The organism is Streptomyces sp. NPDC020490, from assembly GCF_044335305.1.
GTDB lineage: Bacteria > Actinomycetota > Actinomycetes > Streptomycetales > Streptomycetaceae > Streptomyces.
Genome location: NZ_JBIRUY010000031.1, coordinates 98,361 through 125,116 on the forward strand (window position 1 = coordinate 98,361; position 26,756 = coordinate 125,116).

Here is a 26,756-nt window from a genome sequence, read left to right on the forward strand (position 1 = left end):
GGAACGCGCGGCCGGGCGGGGGGTCGGTGACGTACGAGGGAACATGAAGGCTCAGTCGCCCTTCGCCAGGACCTGTTCGCCGTTGCTCTGGAGGTCGGCGAGGATCTTCTTCACTTCGCCGTTCGGCAGCGACTGGATGCCGGTGTCGAACTGGCCGAGCACCTTGTCGAATCCGGCGATGGTCACCGGGCCCTGCGCGTAGGCGGTGGCGTCGGCCCACGCCTTGGCCGCCGGCTCCTTCTGGGCGTAACCGCTCAGGGCGCTGGTACGCGAGGGCATCACGCCGAAGGCGTCGGCGAACTTCAGCTGCTGAGTGCTGGTGGTGAGGTACTTCACCAGGTCCACGGCCGCCGTCCGGTGGCTGCTGGCCTTGGCCACGCCCCAGCAGGTGCTGAAGGCGAGCGTGCCCTTCCCGGCGGGACCGGCGGGCAGCGGCACGGCCTTGTACTTGATGTTCGGGTAGTCGAGCTTCATGGCGCCGGTGAGCCAGTTGCCCTCGATGGTCATGGCGGCCAGGCCCTTGCCGAACGCCTCACCGCCCCAGCCGGTGTCGACCTGCTTGGCGTACTTCAGGGAGCCGGCCTTCAGCAGGGACGACACGTAGTCGAGTGCCTGGGCGTTCTGGCTGGTGTCGGCGGTCATCTTGGTCTGGTCGGCGTTGGTGATCCAGCCGCCGGCCTCCTTCATGAAGACGCCGAGCCGGGTGTAGGAGTCGTTCGCCACCAGACCCGTCACCTTGCCCTTGGTCAGCTTGGCGGCGACCGTCTTCAGCTGGGCCCAGGTGGTCGGGTAGTCCTGGTCCGTCAGCCCGGCCTTCTTCCACAGGTCGGTGTTGACGGCCAGCGCGAGGGTGGAGGTGTCCTTGGGCAGGCAGACCAGCTTCCCGTTGTAGGTGAAGGAGGAGCGCAGCCCGGCGGCGAAGTCGGAGGTGTCCTTGATCTGGTCGCCGTAGGCGTACAGGGAGCCACCTCTGGCGTAGTTGGCGAACAGGTCGGAGGGCACGTAGAAGACGTCCGGCGGCCTGTTTCCGGCGAAGGACTGCGTGAGTTGCTGGTTGAGGTCCTTGGCGAGCTCCACGGTCACCGTGTTGCCGCTCTGCTTGGCCCAGGCGGCCGCCGCGTCTTTGACGGCCTTGGTCTCGGCGTCGCCCGAGGAGCCGATCAGGATGGTGAGGTGCTGCTTGGAACTCGTGTCCTGGGTCGTCTTGCTGCCACTGCCGAAGCTCGACGAGCAGCCCGTGGCGGCCAGCATGGCCGCACAGGTGACGAGGGCCGCGACGGCCGTACGGTTGGGCATTGCTTCCTCCGAGGGTTACGGGGTGGTAACTGCGGCTCCTCCCGGGCGCACGAGGGCGTGGGCCAGGGGTGTGGGGATGGAGGAGGAGAAACGTTTCGAGGGGGGTGGGGTGTACCGGCCGGGCTGCGGATGCCCGGCCGGCCGGTGGGGGCTATGCGTCGTCGGCCGACGACGCGGTGGCGCTGTCGCGCACGACCAGGGACGGTTCCAGCAGCAGCCGCTCGGGCGGCGCGTCCGGGGAGGCGATCCGCGCCAGCAGCAGCCGTACGCACTCCCGGCCGACGTCCTCCAGCGGCTGGGCGAGGGAGGACAGGGCCGGGGAGAGCAGCTCGGCGATGGGCGAGTCGTCGAAGCCGATCACGGCGACGTCCCGGCCGGGGGCGGCGCCGCGTTCGCGTAGCGTCTGGTAGCAGCCGAGCGCCAGCATGTCGCTGGCCGCGACCACCGCGGTCGCTCCGCCGTCCAGCAGCGGTCTTACGGCCGCTCGGGCAGCGTCGATCTCGTTCACGCACTGCCCGCGCCGCCCGCGGGTCGGCAGCCCGTGCCGCTTCATCGCCCGCAGCCAGCCCTCGGCACGGTCGTCACCGGCGCCGGAGCCGCGTTCCCAGCCCAGAAAGGCGATCTTGCGGTGCCCCAGGGCGACCAGGTGCTCGACGGCGGCGTCCGTACCCGAGGCGCCGTCCACGTCGACCCAGTCGCCGACCGGCCGTCCCGACCACGTCCGGCCGAAGCCGACGAAGGGCACACCCCGCTTCGTGAGCCACGCCTGGCGCGGGTCGCCCCGCCCGGTGTTGCTGAGCACGAAGCCGTCGACATCATGCTGCGCCAGCAGTTCCTCGTAGCCCTCGAGGTTCGGGCTGCCCGGCGGGGAGGCGAACAGCAGGACCCGGTAGCCGGCCTCGCCGGCCGCCTCCGACAGCGCATGCAGGAAGCGGTCCATGACCGCACCCGCGGTGTTGGGCGGCGTGGGGTGGATGCCGTAGCCGATGAGCTTGCTGGAACCGCTGCGCAGCGTCTGCGCCGCGCGGCTGGGCCGGTACCCCATCTCCTCGATCACCTGCCGGACCCGCTCCAGGGTCTCGGGCCGCAACAGGTCCGGTGAGTTGACCGCGTTGGACACGGTCTGCGCCGAGACGCCGGCCCGCCGGGCGACCATCGCGAGGGTCACCGGGCCGGCCTTGGCCGAGGAGTTGCTGGAGCGGGGCATGCGGCTCTCCGACGGACAGTGAAGAAACGAGAACTTCATCGGGCTCGTTTTTAGCGTTCCAAAACCCATTGCCATGGCTCTGACGAGTCACTTAATGTCCTTGGAACGCTAAAACACTGAGAGGTTCTACTTCCTTGGACGCCACTGTCAAGACCCAGGACCCCAACGGCTCGGTCACGGCACCTCCGTCCGCAGCCCAGGGACTGCAGCCGTTCCTGCATGACGCGGTCGTCACCCTGCACGCGCCGAGCCTCGTCATCTCGCGTGCGGACGGGCAGGTCAGCGAGGGTGCGGACGGCTTCTACCACGGCGACCGGCGGGCCCTGTCCCGGCTCACGGTCGCCGCCGAGGGCATCCCCCTGCCGGCCCCGGTGGCCGGGAGCCTGCGAGGCGCGGACGGCGCGGAGTTCCGCTACATCCTGCGCGGCCTCGGCGAGGTCACACCCGACCCGGCCGTCGCCCTCCATCGCAGCCGCAGCGTGGCGGCCGGCCGGTTCGAGGAGCGCCTGGAGGTCACCAACGCGGGCAGCCGTCACGTTCGCTTCCGCCTGACGGTGACCGCGTGCTCCGACCTGGCCACCATGGACCAGGTCAAGTCGGGACACGCTCCCGGGGAGGTGCCGCCCCAGGCGGCGGACAGCGCGGCCGTCGGCCTGTCCTGGGCGCACGACGACTTCACCGCCCGCCTCATCAGCGAGCCGGCGCCGGACGTACTGGAAGTGTCGGCGGGACGGTTCTCGTATGACGTCGAGCTGGCCCCCGGCACCTCGTGGTCGGCGATGCTGTCCGCCACCGCCGCCTACGCCGACGGCGACCAGTTCCCGCCCGCGCCCGCCGACCGGTTGCCGTGGAGCGTACCCGTGCTGCGCAGCGCCGACCGCGCCCTGGACCGCTGGCTGGAGCAGTCCCTGGCCGACCTGGACCACCTGCGCCTGACCGACCCCCGGTCGGGGTCGGACCGCCCCGACCAGTTCCTCGCCGCGGGTGCCCCCTGGTTCCTGACCCTCTTCGGCCGCGACGCCCTGTGGGCCGCCCGCATGCTGCTGCCCCTCGGCACCGACCTCGCGGCCGGCACCCTGCGCACCCTCGCCCGCCGCCAGGGCACCCATACCGACCCCACCACCGAGGAACAGCCCGGCAAGATCCTCCACGAGGTCCGCCGCGCCACCCTCAAGATCGCGGATCGCCTCTCCCTGCCCTCGGTCTACTACGGCACCGTCGACGCCACCCCCCTGTGGATCACCCTCCTCCACGACGCCTGGCGCTGGGGCATGGACCCCGCCGAGGTCGAGGAACTCCTCCCGCACGCCGAGTCGGCCCTGGCCTGGATGCGCGACCAGGCAGCCGCCGACGGCTTCCTCAAGTACATCGACCAGACCGGCCAGGGCCTGTCCAACCAGGGCTGGAAGGACTCCGACGACTCCATCCGCTACAGCGACGGCGGCCGCGCCCACGCACCCATCGCCCTGTGCGAGGTCCAGGCGTACGCCTACGAGGCCGCGCTCGGCGGCGCCGCGCTGCTCCGGGCGTTCGGCCGCCCGGGAGCCGACGAGTGGGAGGCGTGGGCCGAGCGACTCGCCGCCCGCTTCCGCGACCGCTTCTGGGTCACCGACGAGCACGGCCCCTACCCCGCCGTCGCCCTCGACGGCGACGGCAAGCCGGTCGACTCGGTCACCTCCGGCTTCGGCCACCTCCTCGGCACCGGACTGCTCAACGCCGAGGAGAGCGCGCTACTGGCGGCCCGGCTCGCCGCACCGGACCTCGACGCGGGCCATGGCCTGCGCACGCTGAGCAGCGACGCGGTGGGCTACAACCCGTACGGCTACCACGTCGGTTCCATCTGGCCGCACGACACGGCGATCGCGGTCCACGGCCTGGTCAAGGCCGGATTCCCGGACGTGGCAGCCTCCCTGGCCTCCGGCCTGCTGACCGCGTCGACCGGCTTCGACGCCCGGCTGCCCGAACTCTTCGCCGGACACGGCTCGGCGGAGAGCGCGACCCCCGCCCCCTACCCGGCGTCCTGCCGCCCGCAGGCATGGGCGGCCACCTCGGCGGTCGCCGTGCTCCAGGCCGCCCTCGGCCTCGACGCGGACGTCCCGGGCGGCACGGTCACCGTGAAGCCCACGTTCGCTTCTGCTTACGGGCCGTTGACGGTCGGCGGGCTCCAAGTCGGCGGCGCTTCACTGGACATCACCGTCTCGGTGGACGGCACGGCGAGCGTGTCCTGCGGCTCGCCCGTGCTGAACGTCAACGTGCACGCCCATGGCGGTCCCCACTGACGCTTGCTCCGATGGCCAGGGGTGTTGAGGAGGGGAAGGGGGACAAGACTGCGCTCCTACTAGCCTTGACACCTGGAGCGGTACGATCGCCAGTGCGCCCAGGGCTTCCTTCTCCGGCGGGTAGATGGCATCTGGCTGTCCCAGGTTGAGGCAGACCTCAGCCGCGGGCACTGGCGTGCTCCTGACGCCGGGGCCGTCAACTTCGGCGTCTACGCCGAGAAGTGGGTCGAGGAACGGGAGTTGGCCGTTCGGGCCGAGGATCTGTACCGGCACCTGCTCTGCCTGTACCTCCTCCCGGCGTTCGGCGGGCTCGACCCCGACGAGATCACCGCTCCTCGGGTGCGTGAGTGGCGCGGAATGGCTCCGCACCACCAGCGCCAAGACCACCGTCGCGAAGGCGTACCGCCTCCTCAAGGGCATCCCTGAGACGGCTGTCGATGACGACCTGATCACCCGCAACCCGTGCCGCATCAAGGGGGCAGGCAAGGAGTCGGCCGCCGAACGCCGCATCGCCACCGTCGTCCAGGTCGATACACTCGCCGACGCGATCGGGATCCGGTGGCGCCTCATGCTCTACCTTGGCGCATACGGCCCGATGCGCCCCGAGAAACTGGCAGGCCCCCGCCGCCGGGATGTCGACCTCGACAACTTCGTGATCCGCGTCCGCGTCGCCGAACCCGAGCGCACCAACGGCCAGCGCGCACCCGGTGAGACCAAGTCCGACGCGGGCGTCCGCACCGTGGTTCTCCCAGCCTTCCTTCATCAGGACGTGAAGCGACACCTCGACTGGTATGCCGAGAAGGGGCCCGACGGCCTGCTCTTCGTAGGCGAGAAGGTGGCGGCCTTCCGCCGTCCCTCCTTCGGTCGGAAGCGGCGTCGGGCTCGCGTGACCGTCGGCCTCCCGGACGGCTTCCGCTTCTACGACCTTCGTCACGCCGGACACACGCTCTCAACCCGCTCGGGCGCCACGCTCAAAGACACGATGGTCCGCGCGGTCCAGTCGTCCGAGAAGGCGGCAATGATCCACCAGCACTCCGACGACGAACGTCAGCGGGAGGTCGCCGCCGGCCTCGACGACATGGTCCGCGCCGAACGTGTGAAGTACCACAGCAGGGAACTCGGCGGCGACGCAGACGGCACGCGAGGATGAGCCCATGGACGACCTCATGGCGTTCCTCCGCGCCCGCAACGAGGAGGACAACCATGCCTATGCCTACGTGAGTGACACCTTCGGCGGCGAGGCCCTTCTCGACAGTCACCCTGCCCATGCTCGACCTGGTCGACATGCTGGCACGGGACTTCAAGGCGACGGATCCCTCGGACTCGCGCATTGCCGGTCTCGCGTACGCGCTTCGCGTCTCTTAGTGGTGCGGTTGTGGTGCACAGCCTCTGCGCCGGTCTAGACAACAAACAACCCCCAGGTTGCTGACCTGGGGGTTTCTGCTGGAGCGGGTGACGAGAATCGAACTCGCGCTCTCAGCTTGGGAAGCTGATGTTCTACCATTAAACTACACCCGCGTAAGACACCGGTCGGACCGGTGTCGGAACGCATCGTCACTTTACCCCATCGCAGGCCCCCGGTGTTGAAGCCGGGGGCCTGGGTGCGTTTCGGGGTGGTTGCGGGGGTGGGACTGGGCTGCGAGGGGCGGGAGTTGGGGCGTACGGTGGTGGGGTGGGAGAGGGGCCGGGTGAGGCCGGAGTGCCGCCTGGTGAGTCGTTCCTTTGATCCCGTAATGTGGCATTTGGCGTCAGGCAGCAGCAGCCAGACGCGGCTCTTGGGGAAGGGACTTCAGGACTTGATGGAGCGCACCGTCGTCCGTTGTGCCGATGGGCACGTGTTCAGCACCGCTACGTTCCCGATGCAGCAGGCCGGACGGCTCGGCCCCGGCCGGCTCGTGAGGTGTCCTCGGTGTGCCAGGCTCCGCAGCGCGGTGCCGGTCAGCCTCGGGAAGCGGTAGGGGCTGACGAGGCGGTAGAGGCAGCGGTACAGCAGTGACGCAGGCGCGTGGGTCGTCCGGTTGTGGCCGGTCCGCGCGCCTTGCGTATCCTCGGGGCGTGCTTCTCTCAGACAAGGACATCCGGGCCGAGATCGACGCCGGGCGGGTGGTGATCGATCCCTACGACGAATCCATGGTGCAGCCGTCGAGCATCGACGTGCGGCTGGACCGCTACTTCCGGGTGTTCGAGAACCACCGGTACCCGCACATCGACCCCTCCGTCGAGCAGGTCGACCTCACCCGGCTCGTGGAGCCGGAGGGCGACGAACCCTTCATCCTGCACCCCGGAGAGTTCGTGCTCGCCTCGACGTACGAGGTCATCACCCTGCCCGACGATCTCGCGTCGCGGCTCGAGGGCAAGAGCTCGCTCGGGCGGCTCGGGCTGGTGACGCACTCCACCGCCGGGTTCATCGACCCCGGGTTCTCCGGGCACGTCACGCTCGAGCTGTCCAACCTCGCCACCCTGCCCATCAAGCTGTGGCCCGGCATGAAGATCGGGCAGCTGTGCATGTTCCGGCTCAGCTCGCCGGCCGAGTTCCCCTACGGCAGCGAGCGCTACGGCTCCCGGTACCAGGGCCAGCGCGGGCCCACCGCATCCCGCTCCTACCTCAACTTCCACCGGACGCAGGTGTGAGCGCCCAGCGGGAGAACCTGAGCTACGAGCAGTTCGGCGTCGCCGTGCGCGAGCTCGCACAGGCCGTCGCCGACGACGGCTACGAGCCCGACGTCGTGCTCAGCATCGCCCGCGGCGGGGTGTTCGTGGCCGGCGGGCTCGCCTACGCCCTCGACTGCAAGAACCTGCATCTGGTCAACGTCGAGTTCTACACGGGCGTCGGGACCACCCTCGAGATGCCCGTCATGCTCGCGCCGGTTCCCAACCTCATCGACTTCTCCGACAAGAAGGTGCTGATCACCGACGACGTCGCCGACACGGGCAAGACGCTCAAGCTCGTGCGCGACTTCTGCCTCGACACCGTCGCCGAGGTGCGCAGCGCCGTCATATACGAGAAGCCGCACTCGCTGGTGAAGTGCGAGTACGTGTGGAAGCGGACCGACGACTGGATCAACTTCCCGTGGTCTGTGTTGCCGCCGGTCCACAGGTCGGGCGGGGTGCCCAAGGTGAACACGGAAGCCGACTGAGCCGGGGGGCCGGGGAGCCGCGGCAGTCGCGGCAGTCGCGGCATCGTGGCCTCGGTCGGCCTCCGGCGTCCTCTTCGGTTCGACGGTGTATTCGCATGGTGCTTCAATCGAACGTATGAGCGATGCGAGTGGTGTGCCGGACCGGAATGCGGGGGCGTACGTCCGGGACGATTCCGAAGGCGTGTCCGGACCCGTCCGCGTGATCGTGCTTCCGCCGTCGCCCACGGGTGGCCGGCGCGTGCGCGTGGACGGGGAGATCCTCGGGCTGGCGCACAACCTGGCCGACGTCGCCGAGTTCCTCCGTCGAGCCGGGCTGGAGATCGACCCGTCGGAGGTCGTCGAGGCGCCGTGGATCGACTGGCGGGGCGTGGGGCCCGAGGGCTGGGAGGCGGAGACCGGCGGCTGAGGGCTGCCCGCGGCTCGGTCTCCGGCCCGGCGAGGGCGGGGACGCGCCGGGTCCACGGTGGGCTCCCCGCCGGATCCCCGCCCGTCCGTCCGGTGACGGCCTGTCGGCCGTCGCCGTCCCCGTCGCTAGAACGTGCCCAGCTTCACGATCGACAGCAGGGCGATCAGCTGGATCGACGACGCGCCCAGGGCCTTCGGCCAGGGCAGGTCGTGGGAGCGGCTGACCATCATGGTCAGCAGGGCGCCGGCCGCCACCCAGGTCGCCCAGCCGAGGGCCTGGACGAAGGTCGCGTCGCCGCCGAAGAACATGGCGAAGACCAGGCGCGGGGCGTCCGTGAGGGACATGATCAGCATCGAGAGGCCGACCGTGGGCTGCCAGGCGCCGTCGCCGCCGAGCTGGCGGGCCAGGGTGTGGGTGACCACGCCCAGGATGAAGGCCGACAGCGCCATGGCCACGGCCGTGATCAGGACGATCGGGACCGCGTTCGACAGGGTCGCGTTGATCGCGTCCTGGCGGGCGCCGTCGAAGCCGAAGACGGCGAGCAGACCGTAGAGGAACGTCACCGTGAGGGCGGGCCCCCACATGGCGTAGTCGCGCATCTGCAGGAACGTCTGGTTGGGGGAGAAGATGATCCCCCGCAGGAGTTCCTTCCAGTGCAGGCGCGGGCCGATGGGGCCCGGGGCCGGGGCCGAGCCCGCCCGGTAGGTCTCGCCCTGGTGGTAGGCCTCGTCGATCGAGAAGGCCTGGGTGTGGCCCGGGTTGTTGGCCGCGTACGGGTCGTAGGCGCCCTGCGGCGCGTGCGGGGCGCCGTCGCCGAAGTACTCCGGCTCGCCGTGGCCGCCGTAGCCGCCGTTGCCGTACTGCTGCTGTCCCTGCTGTCCCGGGTACGGCTGGGACGGCGGGGGGTAGCCGTACGACGGTCCCTGCGGCGCCTGCTGTCCGTACGGGGGGTGTTGCGGTCGCGTGTGCGGGGTGCCGTGGTTACGGCCGCCGCGTCCGTTCCTGAATCCAGCCACGCCTTCGAACGTACCTGGTCCGGGCGAGTGGCGTGCCGGACCCGGACTTCCGGGCCCGGCTTTGCGGCCGAGCTGTGACATCCCTTACGGAACCTCCCCGATGATCGCCCGTGCGGTTTCCGGGAGTTCCCGTAAGGGCGAGGCGGAGAACGGGGTCCTGAGAGGCCGGTGCGGTGTTTCAGCGGGCCAGGAACTCCGAGGTCGAGAAGGTGACCGACGGTTCGGTGGCCAGCAGGCCCTTCTTCTGCCCGGGGTAGACGGCGACCGTGTCCTTCGTCTCGCCGAGGTAGGTGCGTACCGCCAGGTCCGCCCGGCCGTCGCCGTCGAAGTCGCCGGCCGCCAGGACGCGGCTGGTGCCGTGGGCCTTCGGCTCGACGGTCACCATGCCCGCCGTGGTCAGGCCCGTCGCACGGCTCCGGAAGACGCGCAGGCGGGAGCCGCTGGAGACGAGGTCGCTCAGGCCGTCGCCGTCGAAGTCGGCGGCGTCGAGCATCGAGCCGGGGGAGGCCAGGGTGGCGCGGGTGGGCGTGGGGAGGTCGTAGCGCAGGGACGTCTCGCCCATGCCGCCCACCGCCGCGTCCAGGGCGGCGCCCCTGCCGAAGCGGCCGAGGACGACGTCGATGCCCGCGGGCAGGACGGCCGCGGTGCGGGTCGGGCCGGCGGGGCCGCCGAGGACCACGGACGCCTTGCCGGTGCCCTCCGCGGCGCGGACCACCAGGTCGTCGTACCCGTCGCGGTTCACGTCGGCCGCCGGGCCGGCCGGGACCTCGCCCGGGGACGGGATCGGGGCACCGGCGGCGTGCGGTACGCCCAGGTGGGTGAAGGGGCCGCGCAGGTAGCTCAGCCGGCCGCCGGTGGCGTGCAGGACGAGGTCCTGGGCGCCGTCGCCGTCGAAGTCGCCGCACACCGGCTGGTCGGGCCAGTCGTTGCCGAAGCGGGCGCGGCCGGGGACGGTGAGGGGGACGGCGTGGGTCAGGCCGTCCGGGGAGCCGAAGAGGATCTGGAGGGGGACCGGGGGCTGTCCCTGGCCGTCGTAGGGCGGGTCGGTCGACACGACGAGGTCGGTGAAGCCGTCGCCGTCCAGGTCGCAGCTCGCCTCCGCGTCGAAGACGGCGGTCAGCTGCCCCTCGACGCGGGCGGCGTACTTGGCGGTGCTGATGAGCTGCCGGGCGCCCGGCCTGAGTCCGTGCGCGCTGCCGTAGACGATGCCGATGCCCGCGTCGTCGGCGTGGCTCTGCGCCTTCACCAGGCTGTCCAGGACCAGGTCGCGGTGACCGTCGCCGTTGAAGTCGTCCTCGGTCTTGCTGCCCTTGCCGCGGGGGACGGGGAGCTGGGCGGGTGCGTCCGCGACCCGTACGGGGGTGGGGTGGGCCGTGCCGGCGTCGGTGCCGGGGCCGCAGGCGGAGAGGAGCAGCAGGAGACAGCCCAGCGAACAGCCCAGTGCGGACGCGGCAGCCGCTCCGCTTCTTCGCACGTGCACCGTTCTCCTTGTCCGCACCGTCGACAACGCCTGGGCCATGATGCACGCGTCGCGGACATGGCGACAGCCCCGGGGTGGCCCCCGGACATGGCACGGCCGACGCCGCTGGGTGCGGCCGACGCCCCCGGCACGGCCGACGCCGCTGGGTGCGGCCGACGCCCCCGGCACGGCCGACGCCGCTGGGTGCGGCCGACGCCGCCGGGTGCGGCCGACGCCCCCCGGGTGCGGCCGACGCCCCCCGGGCGCGGCCGACGCCCCCCGGGCGCGGCGACGCCCCCGGCCCGCGGAGTGCGGGGCTCGGGGGCGTCGGCCGTGCGGAGAGGGAGGGGCCGTTACTTCACCGGCTCCGGTTCCGGCTCGTTCTCCGGCTCCGCCTCGCCCGCCGGGTCGACCGGGGTCTTGACGGAGTCGAGGAGGAGCTGGGCGACGTCCACGACCTGGATGGACTCCTTGGCCTTGCCGTCGTTCTTCTTGCCGTTGACCGAGTCGGTCAGCATGACCAGGCAGAACGGGCAGGCGGTGGAGACGATGTCGGGGTTGACGGAGAGGGCCTCGTCGACGCGCTCGTTGTTGATGCGCTTGCCGATCCGCTCCTCCATCCACATCCGGGCGCCGCCGGCGCCGCAGCAGAAGCCGCGCTCCTTGTGGCGGTGCATCTCCTCGTTGCGCAGGCCCGGGACCTTGGCGATGATCTCGCGCGGGGGCGTGTAGATCTTGTTGTGGCGGCCCAGGTAGCACGGGTCGTGGTAGGTGATGATGCCCTCGACCGGGGTGACCGGGATCAGCTTGCCCTCGTCGACGAGGTGCTGCAGCAGCTGCGTGTGGTGGATGACCTCGTAGTCGCCGCCGAGCTGCGGGTACTCGTTGCCGATCGTGTTGAGGCAGTGCGGGCAGGTGGCGACGATCTTCTTCGCCGACTTCGGCTTCCTCGACTCGGGCGTGACGTTGCCCTCGTCGTCCGTCTCCTCGCCGAACGCCATGTTCAGCGCGGCCACGTTCTCCATGCCGAGCTCCTGGAAGAGGGGCTCGTTGCCGAGGCGGCGGGCGGAGTCACCGGTGCACTTCTCGTCGCCGCCCATGATCGCGAACTTCACGCCCGCGATGTGCAGCAGCTCGGCGAAGGCCTTGGTGGTCTTCTTGGCGCGGTCCTCCAGGGCGCCCGCGCAGCCGACCCAGTACAGGTACTCGACCTCGGTGAGGTCCTCGATGTCCTTGCCGACGACCGGGACCTCGAAGTCGACCTCCTTGGTCCACTCCAGGCGCTGCTTCTTCGCCAGGCCCCAGGGGTTGCCCTTCTTCTCCAGGTTCTTCAGCATCGTGCCCGCCTCGGACGGGAACGCCGATTCGATCATGACCTGGTAGCGGCGCATGTCGAGGATGTGGTCGATGTGCTCGATGTCGACCGGGCACTGCTCGACGCAGGCGCCGCAGGTGGTGCACGACCACAGCACGTCCGGGTCGATGACGCCGTTCTCCTCGGCGGTGCCGATCAGCGGCCGCTCGGCCTCCGCGAGGGCGGCGGCGGGGACGCCGGCCAGCTGCTCCTCGGACGCCTTCTCCTCGCCCTCCATCGTCTTGCCGCCGCCGGCCAGCAGGTAGGGCGCCTTGGCGTGCGCGTGGTCGCGCAGCGACATGATCAGCAGCTTGGGGGAGAGCGGCTTGCCGGTGTTCCAGGCCGGGCACTGCGACTGGCAGCGGCCGCACTCGGTGCAGGTGGAGAAGTCCAGCAGGCCCTTCCAGGAGAACTGCTCGACCTGGGAGACGCCGAAGACGTCGTCGTCGCCGGGGTCGGTGAAGTCGATCGGCTTGCCGCCGCTCGTCATCGGCAGCAGCGCGCCGAGGGCCGTCTCACCGCGGGCGTTGCGCTTGAACCAGATGTTCGGGAACGCCAGGAAGCGGTGCCAGGCGATACCCATGTCCGTCTTCAGCGAGACGACGATCATCCAGACGAAGGACGTCCCGATCTTGACCATCGCGGTGAGGTAGATCAGGTTCTGCAGCGCGCCGACGCTCAGGCCCTTGAAGGCGAGGACCAGGGGGTACGAGGCGAAGTACGCGGCCTCGTAGCCGTGCACGTCGGCGAGGGCGCCCTCCAGGCCGCGCAGCGTCATGATCGCGAGGCCGATGATGAGGATGACGGACTCGACGAAGTAGGCCTGGCCGAAGTTGGAGCCCGCGAAGCGGGACTTGCGTCCGGGCCGGTTCGGCAGCGACAGCTGGCGGATCACGATCAGCGTGAGGATGCCGAGCGTGGTCATGGTGCCGATGAACTCGACGAACAACTCGTACGGCAGCCAGTGCCCGATGACCGGCAGCGTCCAGTCGGCCTGGAAGAGCTGGCCGAAGGCGTTGACCAGGGTCAGCACCAGGGAGAAGAAGCCGACGGCGACAAACCAGTGGGCGACGCCGACGACGCCCCACCGGTTCATCCGGGTGTGGCCGAGGAACTCCCTGATCACCGTGGCGGTGCGGGCGGTCCAGTCGTCGGTGCGCGTGCCCGCCGGGACGTCCTGGCCGAGGCGTACGAATCGGTAGATCTGCGCGATGGCGCGGCCGAACAGCGCGACGCCGACCACAGCGAGTACCAGCGACACGATGATCGCGGCGAGTTGCATTTCGGGGCTCCTCGGGCCTGCGAGGGAGATTACTAAGCGGTATTACTAAGCGGTAACTTATGCAGTCCGTCTGAGACTACCCCCATCTTCCGTCGCAATGTAGCCGGGCGTTCGGTGATCTGTGTCGCTGAGGGTCGCCTTAAGTGCGCACTGAGGGTCGCCTCACCTTCCCCGCTCCATGAGTCCTGCGCCTCCGCTCCTCGGGTGTTGTGCCTCCGCTCCATTAGTCCTGCGCCTCCGCTCCGCGGGTCCTGCGCCTCCGCTCCCGGGTCCTGTGCCTCCGCTCCCGGGTCCTGCGCCGAGGATCGCTGAAAGTTCTTATCGTGTTATTCACGTCAAATTGTGACATCAGCTTCTAACTTGGACCCGTGCTCTATGGGATCGCCGCCGCCACCACCGCCCTGCTCCTCACCGCCGCGCTCGCCGCCCTGCTGCGCAGACCCGCCCTGCTGCTCCGCCCCGCCGGGTCGCGGCGGCAGCGGGCGGCGCCGCCCGCCGGCGGGCCGGCGCTCGTGCTGGGCACCTGCCTGGTGGCGGCGGCCGGGCGGTGGACCGGGGCCGCGCCGCTCGGCCCGGAACTCGAAAGGCTGCTGATCGCCGCGGCCGCCGTCGCCGCGCTGGGGCTGGTGGCGGACGTGCGGCGGGTCAGGACGCGGTTCGTGGCCGCCGGTACGGCGGTGGCGGCGGCCTGCGTGGTGCCGTACGACGAGACCGGGGTGCCGGGCGGGCTGCTGGCCGTCGGCTGGATCACCTTCGTCACCCTCGCCTTCCGCGCGCTCGACCACGCCGACGCGCTGGCCGGCACGGTCGGGGTGCTCACCGCCTTCGGGGTGGCCGCCTGTGCCGCCGCCGAGGTGATGGACGCGGTCGCCCTGCTGATGAGTGTGCTGGCCGCCGCGCTGGCCGGGTTCCTCATCCACAACTGGCCTCCGGCGCGGGTCGGGCTCGGCGCGTGCGGATCGCTGTTCGCCGGGTTCCTGCCGGCCGCGGCCGCGGTGTTCACCCGTGCGGGGCACGGGCTCGGCTCCAGCGCCGCCGTGCTCTTCGCGCTCACCGCCGTCGCGGGCGCCGACGTCCTCCTCGTCGTGCTGTCGCGGCGGCTGGCCGGACGGGCGCTGTCGCGCGGCGGCCCCGACCACCTCGGGCACCGGCTGCGCCGGCTCGGGCTCACCGCCCAGGGCGTGACCGTCGTGCTGGGCATGGGCGCCCTCGCCGGGGTACTCGTCGGCGTCCTGACCCATCTGGGGCGCGCGGAGTCCGGGGTGTTCTGGGTGGCCGCAGGGGTGATCGTCGTCGTTCTCGCGCTGCTGCGCGTCCCCGTGTACGGGGTGCGGGGGCCGCGGGGGGTGCGGGAGGCCACGTCTTCGCAGGTCACACGGCGGTTGCGTGTCAGGAACGGATAAGAGTTGAGTCCGCCTGACTCAGGTCTGTTGACCCAGCGCTGTGCGTCAGGCACACTTGAGTCCGATCCACTCAAGTCAGCTGGAGGAAGCAACCATGGCACGTGCGGTCGGCATCGACCTGGGCACGACTAACTCCGTCGTCAGCGTTCTGGAGGGCGGCGAGCCCACCGTCATCACCAACGCCGAGGGCGCCAGGACCACGCCGTCCGTCGTCGCCTTCGCCAAGAACGGTGAAGTGCTCGTCGGCGAGGTGGCCAAGCGCCAGGCGGTCACCAACGTGGACCGGACCATCCGGTCCGTGAAGCGCCACATGGGCACCGACTGGAAGATCCAGCTGGACGGGAAGGACTTCAACCCGCAGCAGATCTCCGCGTTCATCCTGCAGAAGCTGAAGCGGGACGCCGAGGCCTACCTGGGCGAGAAGGTGACCGACGCGGTCATCACCGTCCCGGCCTACTTCAACGACTCCGAGCGCCAGGCGACCAAGGAGGCCGGCGAGATCGCGGGCCTGAACGTCCTGCGCATCGTCAACGAGCCCACCGCGGCGGCGCTGGCCTACGGCCTCGACAAGGACGACCAGACGATCCTCGTCTTCGACCTCGGCGGCGGCACCTTCGACGTGTCCCTGCTGGAGATCGGCGACGGCGTAGTCGAGGTGAAGGCCACCAACGGTGACAACCACCTCGGTGGTGACGACTGGGACCAGCGCGTCGTCGACTACCTGGTGCAGCAGTTCAAGTCCGGTCACGGTGTGGACCTGGCCAAGGACAAGATGGCCCTCCAGCGCCTGCGTGAGGCCGCGGAGAAGGCGAAGATCGAGCTGTCCTCCTCCACGGAGACCTCGATCAACCTGCCCTACATCACCGCGTCCGCCGAGGGCCCGCTGCACCTGGACGAGAAGCTCACCCGGGCTCAGTTCCAGCAGCTGACCGCGGACCTGCTGGAGCGCTGCAAGACGCCGTTCCACAACGTCATCAAGGACGCCGGCATCTCCATCAACGAGATCGACCACGTCGTCCTCGTCGGCGGCTCCACCCGTATGCCGGCCGTCGCCGAGCTCGTCAAGGAGCTGACCGGCGGCAAGGAGGCCAACAAGGGTGTGAACCCGGACGAGGTCGTCGCCATCGGCGCCTCGCTCCAGGCCGGTGTCCTCAAGGGCGAGGTCAAGGACGTCCTGCTGCTCGACGTCACCCCGCTGTCCCTCGGCATCGAGACCAAGGGCGGCATCATGACCAAGCTGATCGAGCGCAACACCACGATCCCGACCAAGCGCTCCGAGATCTTCACCACGGCCGAGGACAACCAGCCGTCCGTGCAGATCCAGGTCTACCAGGGCGAGCGCGAGATCGCGGCGTACAACAAGAAGCTCGGCATGTTCGAGCTGACCGGTCTGCCGCCGGCGCCGCGCGGCGTCCCGCAGATCGAGGTCTCCTTCGACATCGACGCCAACGGCATCATGCACGTCACGGCGAAGGACCTCGGCACCGGCAAGGAGCAGAAGATGACCGTCACCGGCGGCTCCTCGCTCCCGAAGGACGAGGTCGACCGCATGCGCGAGGAGGCCGAGCGCTACGCGGAGGAGGACCACAAGCGCCGCGAGGCCGCCGAGACCCGCAACCAGGGCGAGCAGCTCGTCTACCAGACCGAGAAGTTCCTCAAGGACAACGAGGACAAGATCCCCGGCGAGATCAAGACCGAGGTCGAGGCCTCCATCGCGGAGCTGAAGGAGAAGCTCAAGGGCGAGGACATCGCCGAGATCCGCTCCGCCACGGAGAAGGTCGCGGCCGTGTCCCAGAAGCTGGGCCAGGCGATGTACGCCGACGCCCAGGCCTCGCAGGCCACCGCGGGCGGCGCCGAGGCCCCGAGGGCCGACGACGATGTCGTGGACGCCGAGATCGTCGACGACGAGCGCAAGGACGGTGCCGCGTGACGGAGGAGACCCCGGGCTTCGAGGAGAAGCCCGACGTCCCCTCCGGCGCGACCCCCGACGACGCCGAGCCGAAGGCCGCCGCCCCCAAGGAGGAGGCGGCCCCGGCCGGGGACGCAGAGAAGATCACCGGTCTGACGGCCCAGCTGGACCAGGTGCGCAAGGCGCTCGAAGAGCGCACGGCGGACCTCCAGCGGCTCCAGGCCGAGTTCCAGAACTACCGCCGCCGTGTCGAACGCGACCGGGTCACGGTCAAGGAGATCGCCGTGGCGAACCTCCTGACCGAGCTCCTGCCCGTGCTCGACGACATCGGCCGCGCGCGGGAGCACGGCGAACTCGTCGGCGGCTTCAAGTCCGTCGCGGAGTCGCTGGAGACCGTCGCGGCGAAGATGGGGCTCCAGCAGTTCGGCAAGGAGGGCGAGTCCTTCGACCCGACGATCCACGAGGCGCTGATGCACAGCTACGCGCCGGACGTCACCGAGACGACGTGCGTGGCGATCCTGCAGCCCGGGTACCGCATCGGCGAGCGCACCATCCGCCCCGCGCGGGTGGCCGTGGCCGAGCCGCAGCCGGGTGCGCAGACCGTGAAGGCCGAGGAGACGACGGAGGCGGCCGACGACAAGGAGAGCGGTGGCCCGGACGAGGGCTGAGCTTGAACCGACCGGGAAGGAGGGACGTCGAGGATGAGCACCAAGGACTTCATCGAGAAGGACTACTACAAGGTCCTCGGCGTCCCCAAGGACGCCACCGAGGCCGAGATCAAGAAGGCGTACCGGAAGCTCGCCCGTGAGTTCCACCCGGACGCCAACAAGGGCAACGCCAAGGCGGAGGAGCGCTTCAAGGAGATCTCCGAGGCGAACGACGTCCTCGGCGACCCCAAGAAGCGCAAGGAGTACGACGAGGCCCGCGCCCTCTTCGGCAACGGCGGGTTCCGCCCGGGGCCGGGCGCGGGCGGCGGCTCCTTCAACTTCGACCTGGGCGACCTCTTCGGAGGCGGCGCCCAGGGCGGCCAGGCCGGCGGCTTCGGCGGCGGTATCGGCGACGTGTTCGGGGGCCTGTTCAACCGTGGCAGCTCCGGCACCACGCGCGTGCAGCCCCGGCGCGGCCAGGACATCGACACCGAGGTCACCCTCAGCTTCACCGAGGCGATCGAGGGGGCGACCGTCCCGCTGCGGATGTCCTCGCAGGCTCCCTGCCGGGCCTGTTCGGGCACCGGCGACAAGAACGGCAACCCGCGGGTCTGCCCGACCTGCGTGGGCACCGGCCAGGTCGCCCGGGGCTCCGGCGGCGGCTTCTCACTCACCGACCCCTGCCCGGACTGCAAGGGCCGCGGCCTGATCGCGGAGCACCCCTGCGAGGTCTGCAACGGCTCGGGCCGGGCGAAGTCCTCCCGGACCATGCAGGTGCGCATCCCCGCCGGGGTGTCCGACGGGCAGCGCATCCGGCTGCGCGGCAAGGGCGCGCCGGGCGAGCGCGGCGGCCCGGCCGGCGACCTGTACGTCACCGTGCACGTCGGCGCCCACCCGGTGTTCGGCCGCAAGGACGACAACCTGACGGTGACCGTGCCGGTGACGTTCGCGGAGGCGGCGCTCGGCGGCGAGATCAGGGTGCCCACCCTGGGCGGACCGCCGGTCACCCTCAAGCTGCCGCCGGGCACGCCCAACGGGCGCACCATGCGGGCCCGCGGCAAGGGCTCGGTCCGCAAGGACGGCACCCGCGGCGACCTCCTGGTCACCGTCGAGGTGAGTGTCCCCAAGGACGTGACGGGGAAGGCTCGTGACGCGCTCGAGGCGTATCGCGAGGCGACCGCGGGTGAGGATCCGCGGGCGGAGCTGTTCCAGGCCGCGAAGGGAGCATGACGAGATGGACGGCCGTCGACGCAATCCGTATGAACTGACCGAGGAGACCCCGGTCTACGTCATCTCGGTGGCCGCACAGCTGTCCGGTCTGCACCCGCAGACGCTGCGTCAGTACGACCGTCTGGGTCTGGTGTCCCCCGACCGCACGGCGGGCCGGGGACGCCGCTACTCGGCCCGTGACATCGAACTGCTCCGCCAGGTGCAGCAGCTCTCGCAGGACGAGGGCATCAACCTGGCCGGCATCAAGCGGATCATCGAACTGGAGAACCAGGTCGCCGCCCTGCAGTCCCGCGTCGCGGAACTGCAGGCGGCCCTCGACGGCGCGGCCGCCGCGATGCAGCAGCGCGAGGCCGCGGTGCACGCCTCCTACCGGCGCGACCTGGTTCCCTACCAGGAGGTCCAGCAGACCAGCGCGCTGGTGGTGTGGCGGCCCAAGCGGCAGCAGTCCCGGAGCGACGGGGACTGACCCGCAGGCGCGTGACGGAAGGGGCCCGGATCTCCGGGCCCCTTCCGCGCGTTCAGGGCGCGGTCACCGCCCAGTCGCCCGCGGGCGCCGTCTCGGTGCCGTCGGCCTTCACCCCGGTCACCCAGTAGTAGGACGTGGTGCCGCGTCCGGCCCCGGTGTCGAAGTACTCGAAGGCGCCGGCCCCGCGGTCGGCGATCTTCTCGTACGCGGACGTGGCGGGGTTCCACCGGTAGATCCGGAAGCCCTGGGCCTTCTCGCCGGACGTCTCCTCGCCCGCGCCCAGCCCGGACCACGTCAGCCGGTTGCCCTCGTCGCCCTCCGCCGGGGTCGCCTCCAGCGTCAGCGGCGAGCCCGCCGGGGTGGCCACGCTCGGCGTCATGTCGAGTTCCGTCGCGGTCACGGCCTCGGTGGGGCCGTTCCACTCGATGGCGGAGTTGCCGTCGTCGTCCACGGCGTCGACGAAGAAGCAGGCCTCGTCGCCGTCCGGGAGCGTGGCGTAGTCGAAGGAGGTGTCGTCGGGGGAGATGTAGCGCGAGACGTCGGCATAGCAGACCTGATCGCCCTCGTCGTCGTACAGCTCGCCCCGGTAGAGCCGGTAGTGCTGCAGATCGGTGGCCGGGCTCTTGTCCCACTTCAGGTGGAAGCCGTACCCGGTCGGGGTGGCGGTCAGTCCGGTGACCAGCGGCGGCGGGTCGTTGTCCCAGATCCAGCCGCGCTGGGGTGCGGACCGCGCGGACTCGTTGCCGGCCGCGTCGACGGCCGACACGCGGTAGTGGTACGCGGTGCTCTCGGCGGCCGAGGTGTCCAGGTAGGAGAGTCCGCCGGTGCTGCCGAGCGCGGTGTAGGCGCCGGTCTCGGTCGCCGACCGGAAGACGCGGTACGACACCGCGTCCGCGACCTGCTCCCAGGCGACCTCCAGGCCGCCCGTGCCGCCGGTCGGCGTCACCTCGCCGCTCGCGCCCACCACGGTGGGCACGCCGGGCGCGGTCCGGTCGGCGGTGGTGACGGGCTGGTCGGCGCTGCCCGTCGACACGTTGCCCGCCTTGTCGTAGGCGCGGACCTCGTAGTAGTACGTCGCCCCGGTCACCGGCAGGGTGCTGTCGGTGTAGGAGGCGGAGGTGGTGGTGGCGAGCGGGGCGGCGCCGAACGAGGCGCCCTTCAGCCGCCGGTAGACGCGGTAGCCCGCGAGGTCCATCTCCTTGTTCTTCGCCCAGCTGAGCCTGGCCTTGCCGGTCGCGCTGTCGTAGGCGGCCGAAGCGCCCGTCGGGGCGAGGGGCTTGACCGTGTCCACGGTGGCGGAGGTGCGCGGCAGATAGGAGAAGGCGACGTTCGCCGGGCCGGTCCAGTTGACGAAGTCCACGCGGAGGGTGTGCTTTCCGGCGGGGACGGTGATGTCGACGGTCTTCTTCACGGTCGTCGACACGTTCTTCCACAGGTCGACCTTGCGGACGCCGTCCAGGTAGACGCGGATGCCGTCCTGGGCGGAGACCGGCAGCGAGAAGGGGCCGCCGGAGCCGAAGTCACGGGTGACGGTCCAGCGGACGCCGAAGTAGTTCGACGGCAGGCCGGAGGCGGGCGCGCCGGTGCCCCAGTTCTCGCTGACCGCGGAGTCGCAGTCCGTCTTCTTCGGTGTGCCGGAGAACGTGGTGTTCGCGTAGAACTGCCGCTGGTAGACGGGGGAGGCGCAGGTGGTCGCGGCGGACGCCGGGGCGGCCGCGGTGAGCAGGGTGCCCGCGGTGGCGAGCACGACCGCGGTGGCCGCCGCGGCGGTCGTGCGTCTTGCTGGGTTCATTCGGTCCTCTTGTCACGTTCCGCTCGGCGGGACCACGACCGGTGCGAGGCCGGAGAAGGCCTCCGAACCGTCCGCGGCGACGGCCGAGATGACGTAGTAGCTGGTGGTGGCGGTAGGCGTGGCCGGGTCGGTGTAGCCGCGGGCGTCGGCGGCCAGGGGCACGTCGGTCAGCCGGACGTACTGCTCCGTCGCGCGGTCCCAGCGGTAGACGTGGAAGCCGTTCGTCGCGCAGCCGACGGCGCAGGTCCACGACAGCGCCGCCTTCCCCGTCCCGTCCGTCTTGCCGGACAGGGTCCAGGCGGCGGTGTTCGGGGGCGCGGAGTTCGGGGTGAGGTAGAACTCGTTGACGCTGACGTCGGCGACCTCGTCCGCCGGTGAACCGGACACGGTGTAGAGGGAGTTGTTCGCGGTGTCCATCGCGTCGACGAAGTAGACCCAGTTCTGGTCGTCCGGCACCTGGACGTCGACGTACCGGGTGGTGCCCGCCGGGACGGTGGCGATCAGCTCGTGCGTGGAGGTGTCACGGGCGCTGGTGGCCCGCCACACCCGGTAGGAGGCGAGGTCGGAGGCGGGGCTGGCGTCCCACTCCAGGACCGTGCCGTACTCCGTGCTGGTGTGGTGGAGGCCGGTGACGGCGGGCGGCGGGGTCCGGTCGTACAGTCCGGCGCCGATCACCTGGGACGGCTGCGACTCCGTGCCGTCGTCGCCGACGCTGGTGACGCGGTACCAGTATTCCGTCTGCGGTACGGCCGAGTGGTCGGTGCAGGTGTAGCGCGCGTACGAGTCGCCGACGGGGCTCACGTCGGACGGCTCGCAGATGACCTGCACCCAGTCGGTGCTGCCGCCGAAGCGCTCCTGGCGGTAGACGCGGTACTGCGTCGGGGCGTGCTTGGCCATCGTCCAGCGCAGTTCGACGCCGGTCTCGTCGGCGTTGGTACCCGCGTTGTCCAGGTACGGCTTCGGCAGCGGACGGGCGAAGGCCAGGATGTCGGACTGGACGCTGTTGCCGGCCGGGTCGGTCACGGTGACGCGGTAGTACGAGGTCTTCCCGAAGGGCGCGGTCCCGTCCAGGATGCCGCTGCCGCCGGTGCCGGCGCCGATCTTCGTCCACTCACCGAGGGGTGAGGCGGCGCGGTAGGTGTCGAAGCGCAGTCCGCCCTCGTCGACGTTGTCCCAGAGGAGGTCGACGCCGAGCAGGGGATGGTCGGTCGCCGTCAGGACCGGCGTCTCGGGCGGGGTCCGGTCGACGGTCGTGACGAGCTGGTCGGCGCTGCCGGCGGACTCGTTGCCCGCCTTGTCCACGGCCCGCACCTCGTAGTAGTACACGGCGCCCGTCGGCGGCAGCGCGTGCGTGAACGAGCCGGCGTTGAACACGTCACCGCTGACCAGGTGCCAGACGCCGGAGTCCTCGGCCCGCTGGTAGACGCGGTACCCGGCGAGGTCCATCTCCTTGTTCTTCGCCCAGGTCAGCCTGGCCTTGCTGGTGGCCTTGTCGTACGCGACCGAAACCCCGGCCGGGGCGAGGGGTTTGACGTTGTCTACGGTCGCCGACGTCCGCGGCGTGTAGCCGAACTTGACCTTCGCGCCGCCGGTCCAGTTGACGTAGTCGACGCGCAGTGTGTGCTTGCCGGACGGGATGGTGACGTTGGCGGTCTTGGAGACGGTCGTGGAGGTGTTCTTCCACAGGTCGATCCTGCGGACGCCGTCGAGGTAGACGCGGATGCCGTCCAGTCCGGAGGCGGCGAGGGCGAAGGGGCCGCCGGAGCCGAAGTCGCGGGTGACGGTCCAGCGGACGCCGAAGTAGTTCGACGGCAGGCCGGAGGCGGGGGCGCCGGTGCCCCAGTTCTGGTCGATCGCGGAGTCGCAGTCCGTTTTCTTCGGTGTGCCGGAGAACGTGGTGTTCGCGTAGAACTGCCGCTGGTAGACGGGAGAGGCGCAGCTCGTCGCGGCGGACGCGGGGGCGACGGCGGTGAGCAGGGTGCCCGCGGTGGCGAGCACGACGGCGGTGGCCGCCGCGGCGGTCGTGCGGCTGGCTGGGTTCATTCGGTCCTCTGCTCGAACAGGGAAGGCCGGGAAAAGGGCTGCCGTGATCACGACTCGCGAGGAAAGCGGTTGGTTGTACGGATCTTTGCCTTCTCGTGGTCCGCCGTTGGATGGAGGGTTTGTGAACAGGCTGGGGAGGCCGGTGTGTCGGGTCTTCACAGCGCAAGCGGAGCGTGGTGTTGCGCACTCGTTAAGTGGTTCGGCTTGACGCTGAGGGTTGGGGAAGCGTTGTCTTTTCAGACACCTGGGTCGCAAGGGTGCGCCCATGTCCGGAAAGCATCAGAAGTGAGCAGCCCCATGCGTCGTATCGCCATAGCCGTGGCCGCGTCCGCCCTGTCCGTGTCGCTGAGTGCCTGCGGGGTGCTGGGCGCGTCGTCGAGCGGCAGTACGGCGAGGCCGACCAAGGGCAACGATGTCACCGTCGGTCTGCTGCTCCCGGAGAAGGCCAACACGCGGTACGAGAGCTTCGACTACCCCATCATCAAGAAGCAGGTCGCCGCTCTCACCGGCAACCGCGGCAAGGTCTCCTACGCCAACGCCGAGCAGGACGCGGACAAGCAGGCCGCGCAGATGCAGCGGATGATCGACGACAAGGTCGACATCATCCTGCTGGACGCCGTCGACTCGCACGCGATCGCCGCCCAGGTGAAGAAGGCCAAGGACGCCGGCATCCCGGTCATCGCCTACGACCGGCTCGCCGAGGGCCCCATCGACGCCTACATCTCCTTCGACAACGAGCTGGTGGGCGAGGTGCAGGGCCGTTCCCTGCTGGACGCCCTGGGCGGCGGGGCCGACAGCTCCTCCAAGATCGTCATGATGAACGGCTCGCCCACCGACCCGAACGCGAAGCAGTTCAAGTCGGGGGCGTTGTCCGAGCTCAACGGCAAGGTGACGATCGCCAAGTCCTACGACACCAAGGACTGGAAGCCGGAGAACGCCCAGGCCAACATGACCGCCGCGATCGAGGCGATCGGCAAGGACAACATCGCCGCCGTCTACTCCGCCAACGACGCCATGGCGGGCGGCATCGTCAAGGCGCTGGAGAACGCCGGGGTCACCAAGCTGCCGCCGATCACCGGCCAGGACGCCGAACTCGCCGCCGTGCAGCGGATCGTCGCCGGTGAGCAGTACATGAGCGTGTACAAGTCCTACGCCGACGAGGCGGCGGCCGCCGCGCAGATGGCGGTGGCCAAGGTCCAGGGCCACGAGATCCAGTTCGACGCCCTCACCGAGGACACCGTCGACAGCCCCACCGACAAGGACATCCCGGCGCAGCTCGTCACCGTGGCCGCCCTGACGAAGAAGAACATCAAGTCCACGGTCGTCGCGGACGGCATCTACAAGATCTCCGACATCTGCACCGGCAAGTACAAGTCGGCCTGCGCCGCCCTCGGCCTGAACTGACGCCACGGCGATATCCGGCCAACGCCGGCCCGCCCGGGCCCGTTCGGGCACGCCCGGGCGGGCCGCTCCCGGCCCCGTGGAGCGGCGTCCGGCGGAGGCGGCATCAGCTTGTTGCAACCGTGCGGAAGAAGCCCTGGTCATAGGCGTGCATACCGGTGCTTTCCGGCGGTCGCCCGGGCCGTAGCAGTGTTGCGGAGCCGGTTCGGTCCGCGCATAGTTGCGCTGCGGAAGACGGCGGAACCGGGGGTGGAACGGGCGATGGCCGGGCACGGGACGGACGAGCATCCACACGGTGCTGACCGACTGTGCGAGGCCGGGGATCGCGTGTATTCCCGGGCCGTACGGCGCGGCCGGGTGCCCCGCCGGGACGCCGGACCGGTGCCCTGCCTGCTCGAACTGGCGCTGCTGCACCCGGATCCCGACGACATGGACTGGCTCGTGCCGACCGCCCCGCAGGAAGTCATGACCCGGCTGCTGCGCGGGGTGTACGACGAAGTCAGCGCCAGCCAGCGGCGGGTGGGCGCGGTGGTGGCCGCCGTCGAGCGGTACGCCGGTCTGGGCCCGCCCGTGCCGGCGGCGTCACCCGAGGGCTCGGGCGGCTCGGCGATCCGCGTCCTGGACGGCCTCTCGCGCATCCAGGCCGCCATGGACGAGGCGACCGAGGCGTGCACGACCGAGGTGCTGACCGTGCAGCCCGGCGGCATCCGCCCGGAGCACGAGCTGACGGAGGGCCTGCACCGGGCCCTCGCGCTGCGCGGCCGGGGCGTGCGGATGCGGGACCTGTACACGCACGTGGCGCGGCACGGCCAGGGGCTGCTCAACTACCTGGAGCTGATGGGCGACGCGGTGGAGGCGAGGACCCTCGACGAGGTCATCGACCGGCTCATCCTCTTCGACCGTACGGTGGCCTTCATCCCCGCGAACGCGGACCGCACCCTCGCCCTGGAACTGCGCCACCCGGCCCTGGTCGGCTATCTGGGCACGGTGTTCGACCGCCTGTGGCGGCTGGCGATCCCGCTGACCGCGCCGCTGCCGGACACCGGCATCGAGGGCATCTCGCACCGGGAGCAGTCCATCGCGGCCCTGCTGGCGGAGGGGCACCAGGACGCCGTCATCGCCGAGCGGCTCGGCATCAGCGTCCGCACCTGCCGCGCGCACATCGCGCGCCTGTCCGAGACCCTCGGCGCGGCCAGCCGCACCCAGCTCGGCGTGCGCATCGCCCAGGTGGGCCTGGACGGCCCCCGCCGGCCCCCCGGCGCCGCCCCGGTCACCGTTCGCGGTCGAGAATCCCGGACTGTCCGATGAGGTAGCCGAGCTGGGCCCGGCTCTCGCTGCCCAGCGTCGCCGCGAGCTTGGCGATGTGGACGCGGACGGTGCGCACGTTCATGCTGAGCCGCTCGGCGATGACGGCGTCGGTGTGGCCCTCGACGAGGAGGGCGGCGACGGCGTGCTGACGGGGGGTGACGCCGCCGCGGGCGGGCAGGCCGGCCGGCTCCGGGAGCATCGGCGTGGCCAGCCGCCACAGCCGCTCGAACGCGGTGACCAGGTAGCCGACGAGGGCGGGGTGGCGTACCTCGAGGGCGAGGGTGCGGTCGGCGTTCGCGGGGATGAAGGCGACGGTCCGGTCGAGCACGATGAGCCGCTCGGTGAGCTCGTCCAGGGTGCGGACCTCGAAGTCGCCCCGCAGCTGCTCGTAGTGGGCCTGGACGGCGAGGGAGTGGCGCTGGGTGTGCTGGTAGAGCGTGCGCATCCGGCCGCCGGCGCTGAGCAGGCGCTGCTCCATGGGCAGCGAGGCGGCCATCGCGGCGTCGGAGCGCTTGCCGGGCTGGATGGCCAGGGCCTCGCGGCCGGCGCGGGCGGTCGCCTCGGAGATGGCGGCGTTGATCTGCTCCAGACCACCCAGGACGCCGATCGCCAGGGGGTCGTTGCCGGGCACGATCTGGGCGTCGATGGCCATGAACGGCTCGAAGAGGTCCGCCAGTCTGGCCTCGCGCCGGCGCTGGACGGAGATGCTGTCCTCGATGGTGCGCAGCAGCCGGGGCAGGGCCACGGAGGGGGCCACGGGGCGCAGCCAGCGGTCGTCCTCACGGTCGGGCTGCAGCAGCCCGTGGCCGATGAGGCAGGGGGCCGCCCGGCGCGCGTCCCGCCGCGGCACGCGGCCTTCCAGCAGGGCGCGGGAGTACAGGCGGCGGCCCTCCTCGCACAGGTCCTCGACGCCGTGCGTGTGGGCGCGCGGCGGTGCGCCGCCGGCCGGCCGGCCCGGCTCGGCCTCGGGTCCGTCGCCCGTGGTCCGGTGGTGCGTTTCGGTCGTCACCCGGGAGCCTTCTCATGCCTAGTACTGCAACGACACTCCGTGACGTGGAGTGTTGCGCGTCGTTGGTCACTTTGTGACGGGAGAGATAGCTGACGAGTGGTCAGTTCTGTTC

19 protein-coding genes, 1 tRNA gene and 1 pseudogene are annotated in these 26,756 nt (G+C 70.8%); 12 read left to right on the top strand and 9 right to left on the bottom strand.

The window, feature by feature from the left end; genetic code table 11:
- Positions 1 to 51 precede the first annotated feature (51 nt).
- Together ACH4ZX_RS28690 and ACH4ZX_RS28695 are read right to left on the bottom strand one after the other, a co-directional pair.
- Positions 52 to 1,296 carry an extracellular solute-binding protein gene (locus ACH4ZX_RS28690; RefSeq protein WP_398278730.1) on the bottom strand — a complete coding sequence of 415 codons (1,245 nt, stop codon included), beginning with the start codon at positions 1,294 to 1,296 and terminating at the stop codon, positions 52 to 54.
- 151 nt (positions 1,297 to 1,447) lie between these two features.
- A complete protein-coding gene (locus tag ACH4ZX_RS28695) occupies positions 1,448 to 2,503 on the bottom strand; it encodes a LacI family DNA-binding transcriptional regulator (RefSeq protein ID WP_398278733.1) in 1,056 nt (351 codons plus the stop codon).
- 134 nt (positions 2,504 to 2,637) lie between these two features.
- Here ACH4ZX_RS28695 and ACH4ZX_RS28700 point away from each other — a divergent pair, with 134 nt between their 5' ends.
- Together ACH4ZX_RS28700 and ACH4ZX_RS28705 are read left to right on the top strand one after the other, a co-directional pair.
- A complete protein-coding gene (locus tag ACH4ZX_RS28700; protein ID WP_398278735.1) occupies positions 2,638 to 4,782 on the top strand; it encodes a glycogen debranching N-terminal domain-containing protein in 2,145 nt (714 codons plus the stop codon).
- A gap of 129 nt (positions 4,783 to 4,911) precedes the next feature.
- Positions 4,912 to 5,932, top strand: a pseudogene (locus tag ACH4ZX_RS28705) (tyrosine-type recombinase/integrase); the annotation flags it as partial.
- 294 nt (positions 5,933 to 6,226) lie between these two features.
- Here the strand turns inward: ACH4ZX_RS28705 and ACH4ZX_RS28710 are convergent.
- Positions 6,227 to 6,300 (bottom strand) — tRNA-Gly (locus tag ACH4ZX_RS28710).
- Between the two features lie 537 nt (positions 6,301 to 6,837).
- On the opposite strand from ACH4ZX_RS28710, the gene dcd reads away from it, so the two are divergent.
- The 3 genes from dcd to ACH4ZX_RS28725 all read left to right on the top strand — a co-directional run bounded on the left by dcd (position 6,838) and on the right by ACH4ZX_RS28725 (position 8,325).
- Positions 6,838 to 7,413: a dCTP deaminase gene (gene dcd / locus ACH4ZX_RS28715; RefSeq protein WP_351889155.1), complete on the top strand. Its 576-nt coding sequence runs from the start codon at positions 6,838 to 6,840 to the stop codon at positions 7,411 to 7,413.
- Complete coding sequence (locus tag ACH4ZX_RS28720; protein ID WP_398278738.1) at positions 7,410 to 7,919, top strand: phosphoribosyltransferase; 510 nt, start codon at positions 7,410 to 7,412, stop codon at positions 7,917 to 7,919. The genes dcd and ACH4ZX_RS28720 overlap by 4 nt, the downstream gene beginning before the upstream one ends.
- 181 nt (positions 7,920 to 8,100) lie before the next feature.
- On the top strand, positions 8,101 to 8,325 hold the full coding sequence (locus ACH4ZX_RS28725) for a hypothetical protein (protein ID WP_398278780.1): 225 nt from the start codon (positions 8,101 to 8,103) through the stop codon (positions 8,323 to 8,325).
- Positions 8,326 to 8,450: 125 nt separating this feature from the next.
- On the opposite strand, the gene ACH4ZX_RS28730 is transcribed toward ACH4ZX_RS28725, so the two are convergent.
- The 3 genes from ACH4ZX_RS28730 to ACH4ZX_RS28740 all read right to left on the bottom strand — a co-directional run bounded on the left by ACH4ZX_RS28730 (position 8,451) and on the right by ACH4ZX_RS28740 (position 13,436).
- Complete coding sequence (locus ACH4ZX_RS28730; RefSeq protein WP_398278741.1) at positions 8,451 to 9,422, bottom strand: Yip1 family protein; 972 nt, start codon at positions 9,420 to 9,422, stop codon at positions 8,451 to 8,453.
- A 97-nt stretch (positions 9,423 to 9,519) separates the two neighbouring features.
- Positions 9,520 to 10,821: an FG-GAP repeat domain-containing protein gene (locus ACH4ZX_RS28735; RefSeq protein ID WP_398278744.1), complete on the bottom strand. Its 1,302-nt coding sequence runs from the start codon at positions 10,819 to 10,821 to the stop codon at positions 9,520 to 9,522.
- A 332-nt stretch (positions 10,822 to 11,153) separates the two neighbouring features.
- Entirely contained in the window at positions 11,154 to 13,436 is a 2,283-nt protein-coding gene (locus tag ACH4ZX_RS28740) for a (Fe-S)-binding protein (protein WP_398278747.1), read from the bottom strand.
- Between the two features lie 368 nt (positions 13,437 to 13,804).
- Between ACH4ZX_RS28740 and ACH4ZX_RS28745 the strand changes: the two genes are divergently transcribed.
- The 5 genes from ACH4ZX_RS28745 to ACH4ZX_RS28765 all read left to right on the top strand — a co-directional run bounded on the left by ACH4ZX_RS28745 (position 13,805) and on the right by ACH4ZX_RS28765 (position 19,091).
- Positions 13,805 to 14,839, top strand: a complete 1,035-nt coding sequence (locus ACH4ZX_RS28745; RefSeq protein ID WP_398278750.1) for an MraY family glycosyltransferase — start codon at positions 13,805 to 13,807, stop codon at positions 14,837 to 14,839.
- 94 nt (positions 14,840 to 14,933) lie between these two features.
- Entirely contained in the window at positions 14,934 to 16,769 is a 1,836-nt protein-coding gene (gene dnaK, locus ACH4ZX_RS28750) for a molecular chaperone DnaK (RefSeq protein WP_398278753.1), read from the top strand.
- Positions 16,766 to 17,416 carry a nucleotide exchange factor GrpE gene (gene grpE / locus ACH4ZX_RS28755; protein ID WP_360749306.1) on the top strand — a complete coding sequence of 217 codons (651 nt, stop codon included), beginning with the start codon at positions 16,766 to 16,768 and terminating at the stop codon, positions 17,414 to 17,416. Before dnaK ends, grpE begins: the two co-directional genes overlap by 4 nt.
- A gap of 33 nt (positions 17,417 to 17,449) precedes the next feature.
- On the top strand, positions 17,450 to 18,625 hold the full coding sequence (dnaJ, locus tag ACH4ZX_RS28760; RefSeq protein ID WP_398278756.1) for a molecular chaperone DnaJ: 1,176 nt from the start codon (positions 17,450 to 17,452) through the stop codon (positions 18,623 to 18,625).
- A gap of 4 nt (positions 18,626 to 18,629) precedes the next feature.
- Positions 18,630 to 19,091 carry a heat shock protein transcriptional repressor HspR gene (locus ACH4ZX_RS28765; protein ID WP_398278759.1) on the top strand — a complete coding sequence of 154 codons (462 nt, stop codon included), beginning with the start codon at positions 18,630 to 18,632 and terminating at the stop codon, positions 19,089 to 19,091.
- A 52-nt stretch (positions 19,092 to 19,143) separates the two neighbouring features.
- Here ACH4ZX_RS28765 and ACH4ZX_RS28770 read toward each other — a convergent pair whose 3' ends face one another.
- Positions 19,144 to 20,883, bottom strand: coding sequence for a fibronectin type III domain-containing protein (locus tag ACH4ZX_RS28770; protein WP_398278762.1), 1,740 nt, complete (start codon positions 20,881 to 20,883; stop codon positions 19,144 to 19,146).
- A gap of 12 nt (positions 20,884 to 20,895) precedes the next feature.
- Positions 20,896 to 22,926, bottom strand: coding sequence for a fibronectin type III domain-containing protein (locus ACH4ZX_RS28775; RefSeq protein ID WP_398278765.1), 2,031 nt, complete (start codon positions 22,924 to 22,926; stop codon positions 20,896 to 20,898).
- A 297-nt stretch (positions 22,927 to 23,223) separates the two neighbouring features.
- Between ACH4ZX_RS28775 and ACH4ZX_RS28780 the strand changes: the two genes are divergently transcribed.
- Entirely contained in the window at positions 23,224 to 24,330 is a 1,107-nt protein-coding gene (locus ACH4ZX_RS28780; RefSeq protein WP_398278768.1) for a sugar ABC transporter substrate-binding protein, read from the top strand.
- A 258-nt stretch (positions 24,331 to 24,588) separates the two neighbouring features.
- On the top strand, positions 24,589 to 25,635 hold the full coding sequence (locus tag ACH4ZX_RS28785) for a LuxR C-terminal-related transcriptional regulator (RefSeq protein WP_398278771.1): 1,047 nt from the start codon (positions 24,589 to 24,591) through the stop codon (positions 25,633 to 25,635).
- Here ACH4ZX_RS28785 and ACH4ZX_RS28790 read toward each other — a convergent pair.
- Positions 25,598 to 26,536 (bottom strand): LuxR C-terminal-related transcriptional regulator, encoded by a 939-nt coding sequence (locus ACH4ZX_RS28790; protein ID WP_398278783.1) that lies wholly within the window; start codon positions 26,534 to 26,536, stop codon positions 25,598 to 25,600. The two genes, ACH4ZX_RS28785 and ACH4ZX_RS28790, sit on opposite strands and share 38 nt — an antisense overlap.
- Between the last annotated feature and the right edge of the window lie 220 nt (positions 26,537 to 26,756).

Excerpts from the sequence above, each read along its gene's own strand:
- ACH4ZX_RS28690 (WP_398278730.1), bottom strand. The coding sequence starts at position 1,296 with ATGCCCAACCGTACGGCCGTCGCGGCCCTCGTCACCTGTGCGGCCATG.
- ACH4ZX_RS28695 (WP_398278733.1), bottom strand. The coding sequence starts at position 2,503 with ATGCCCCGCTCCAGCAACTCCTCGGCCAAGGCCGGCCCGGTGACCCTC.
- ACH4ZX_RS28730 (WP_398278741.1), bottom strand. The coding sequence starts at position 9,422 with ATGTCACAGCTCGGCCGCAAAGCCGGGCCCGGAAGTCCGGGTCCGGCA.
- ACH4ZX_RS28740 (WP_398278747.1), bottom strand. The coding sequence starts at position 13,436 with ATGCAACTCGCCGCGATCATCGTGTCGCTGGTACTCGCTGTGGTCGGC.
- dnaK (WP_398278753.1), top strand. The coding sequence starts at position 14,934 with ATGGCACGTGCGGTCGGCATCGACCTGGGCACGACTAACTCCGTCGTC.
- dnaJ (WP_398278756.1), top strand. The coding sequence starts at position 17,450 with ATGAGCACCAAGGACTTCATCGAGAAGGACTACTACAAGGTCCTCGGC.
- ACH4ZX_RS28765 (WP_398278759.1), top strand. The coding sequence starts at position 18,630 with ATGGACGGCCGTCGACGCAATCCGTATGAACTGACCGAGGAGACCCCG.
- ACH4ZX_RS28770 (WP_398278762.1), bottom strand. The coding sequence starts at position 20,883 with ATGAACCCAGCAAGACGCACGACCGCCGCGGCGGCCACCGCGGTCGTG.
- ACH4ZX_RS28775 (WP_398278765.1), bottom strand. The coding sequence starts at position 22,926 with ATGAACCCAGCCAGCCGCACGACCGCCGCGGCGGCCACCGCCGTCGTG.
- ACH4ZX_RS28780 (WP_398278768.1), top strand. The coding sequence starts at position 23,224 with ATGCGTCGTATCGCCATAGCCGTGGCCGCGTCCGCCCTGTCCGTGTCG.
- ACH4ZX_RS28785 (WP_398278771.1), top strand. The coding sequence starts at position 24,589 with ATGGCCGGGCACGGGACGGACGAGCATCCACACGGTGCTGACCGACTG.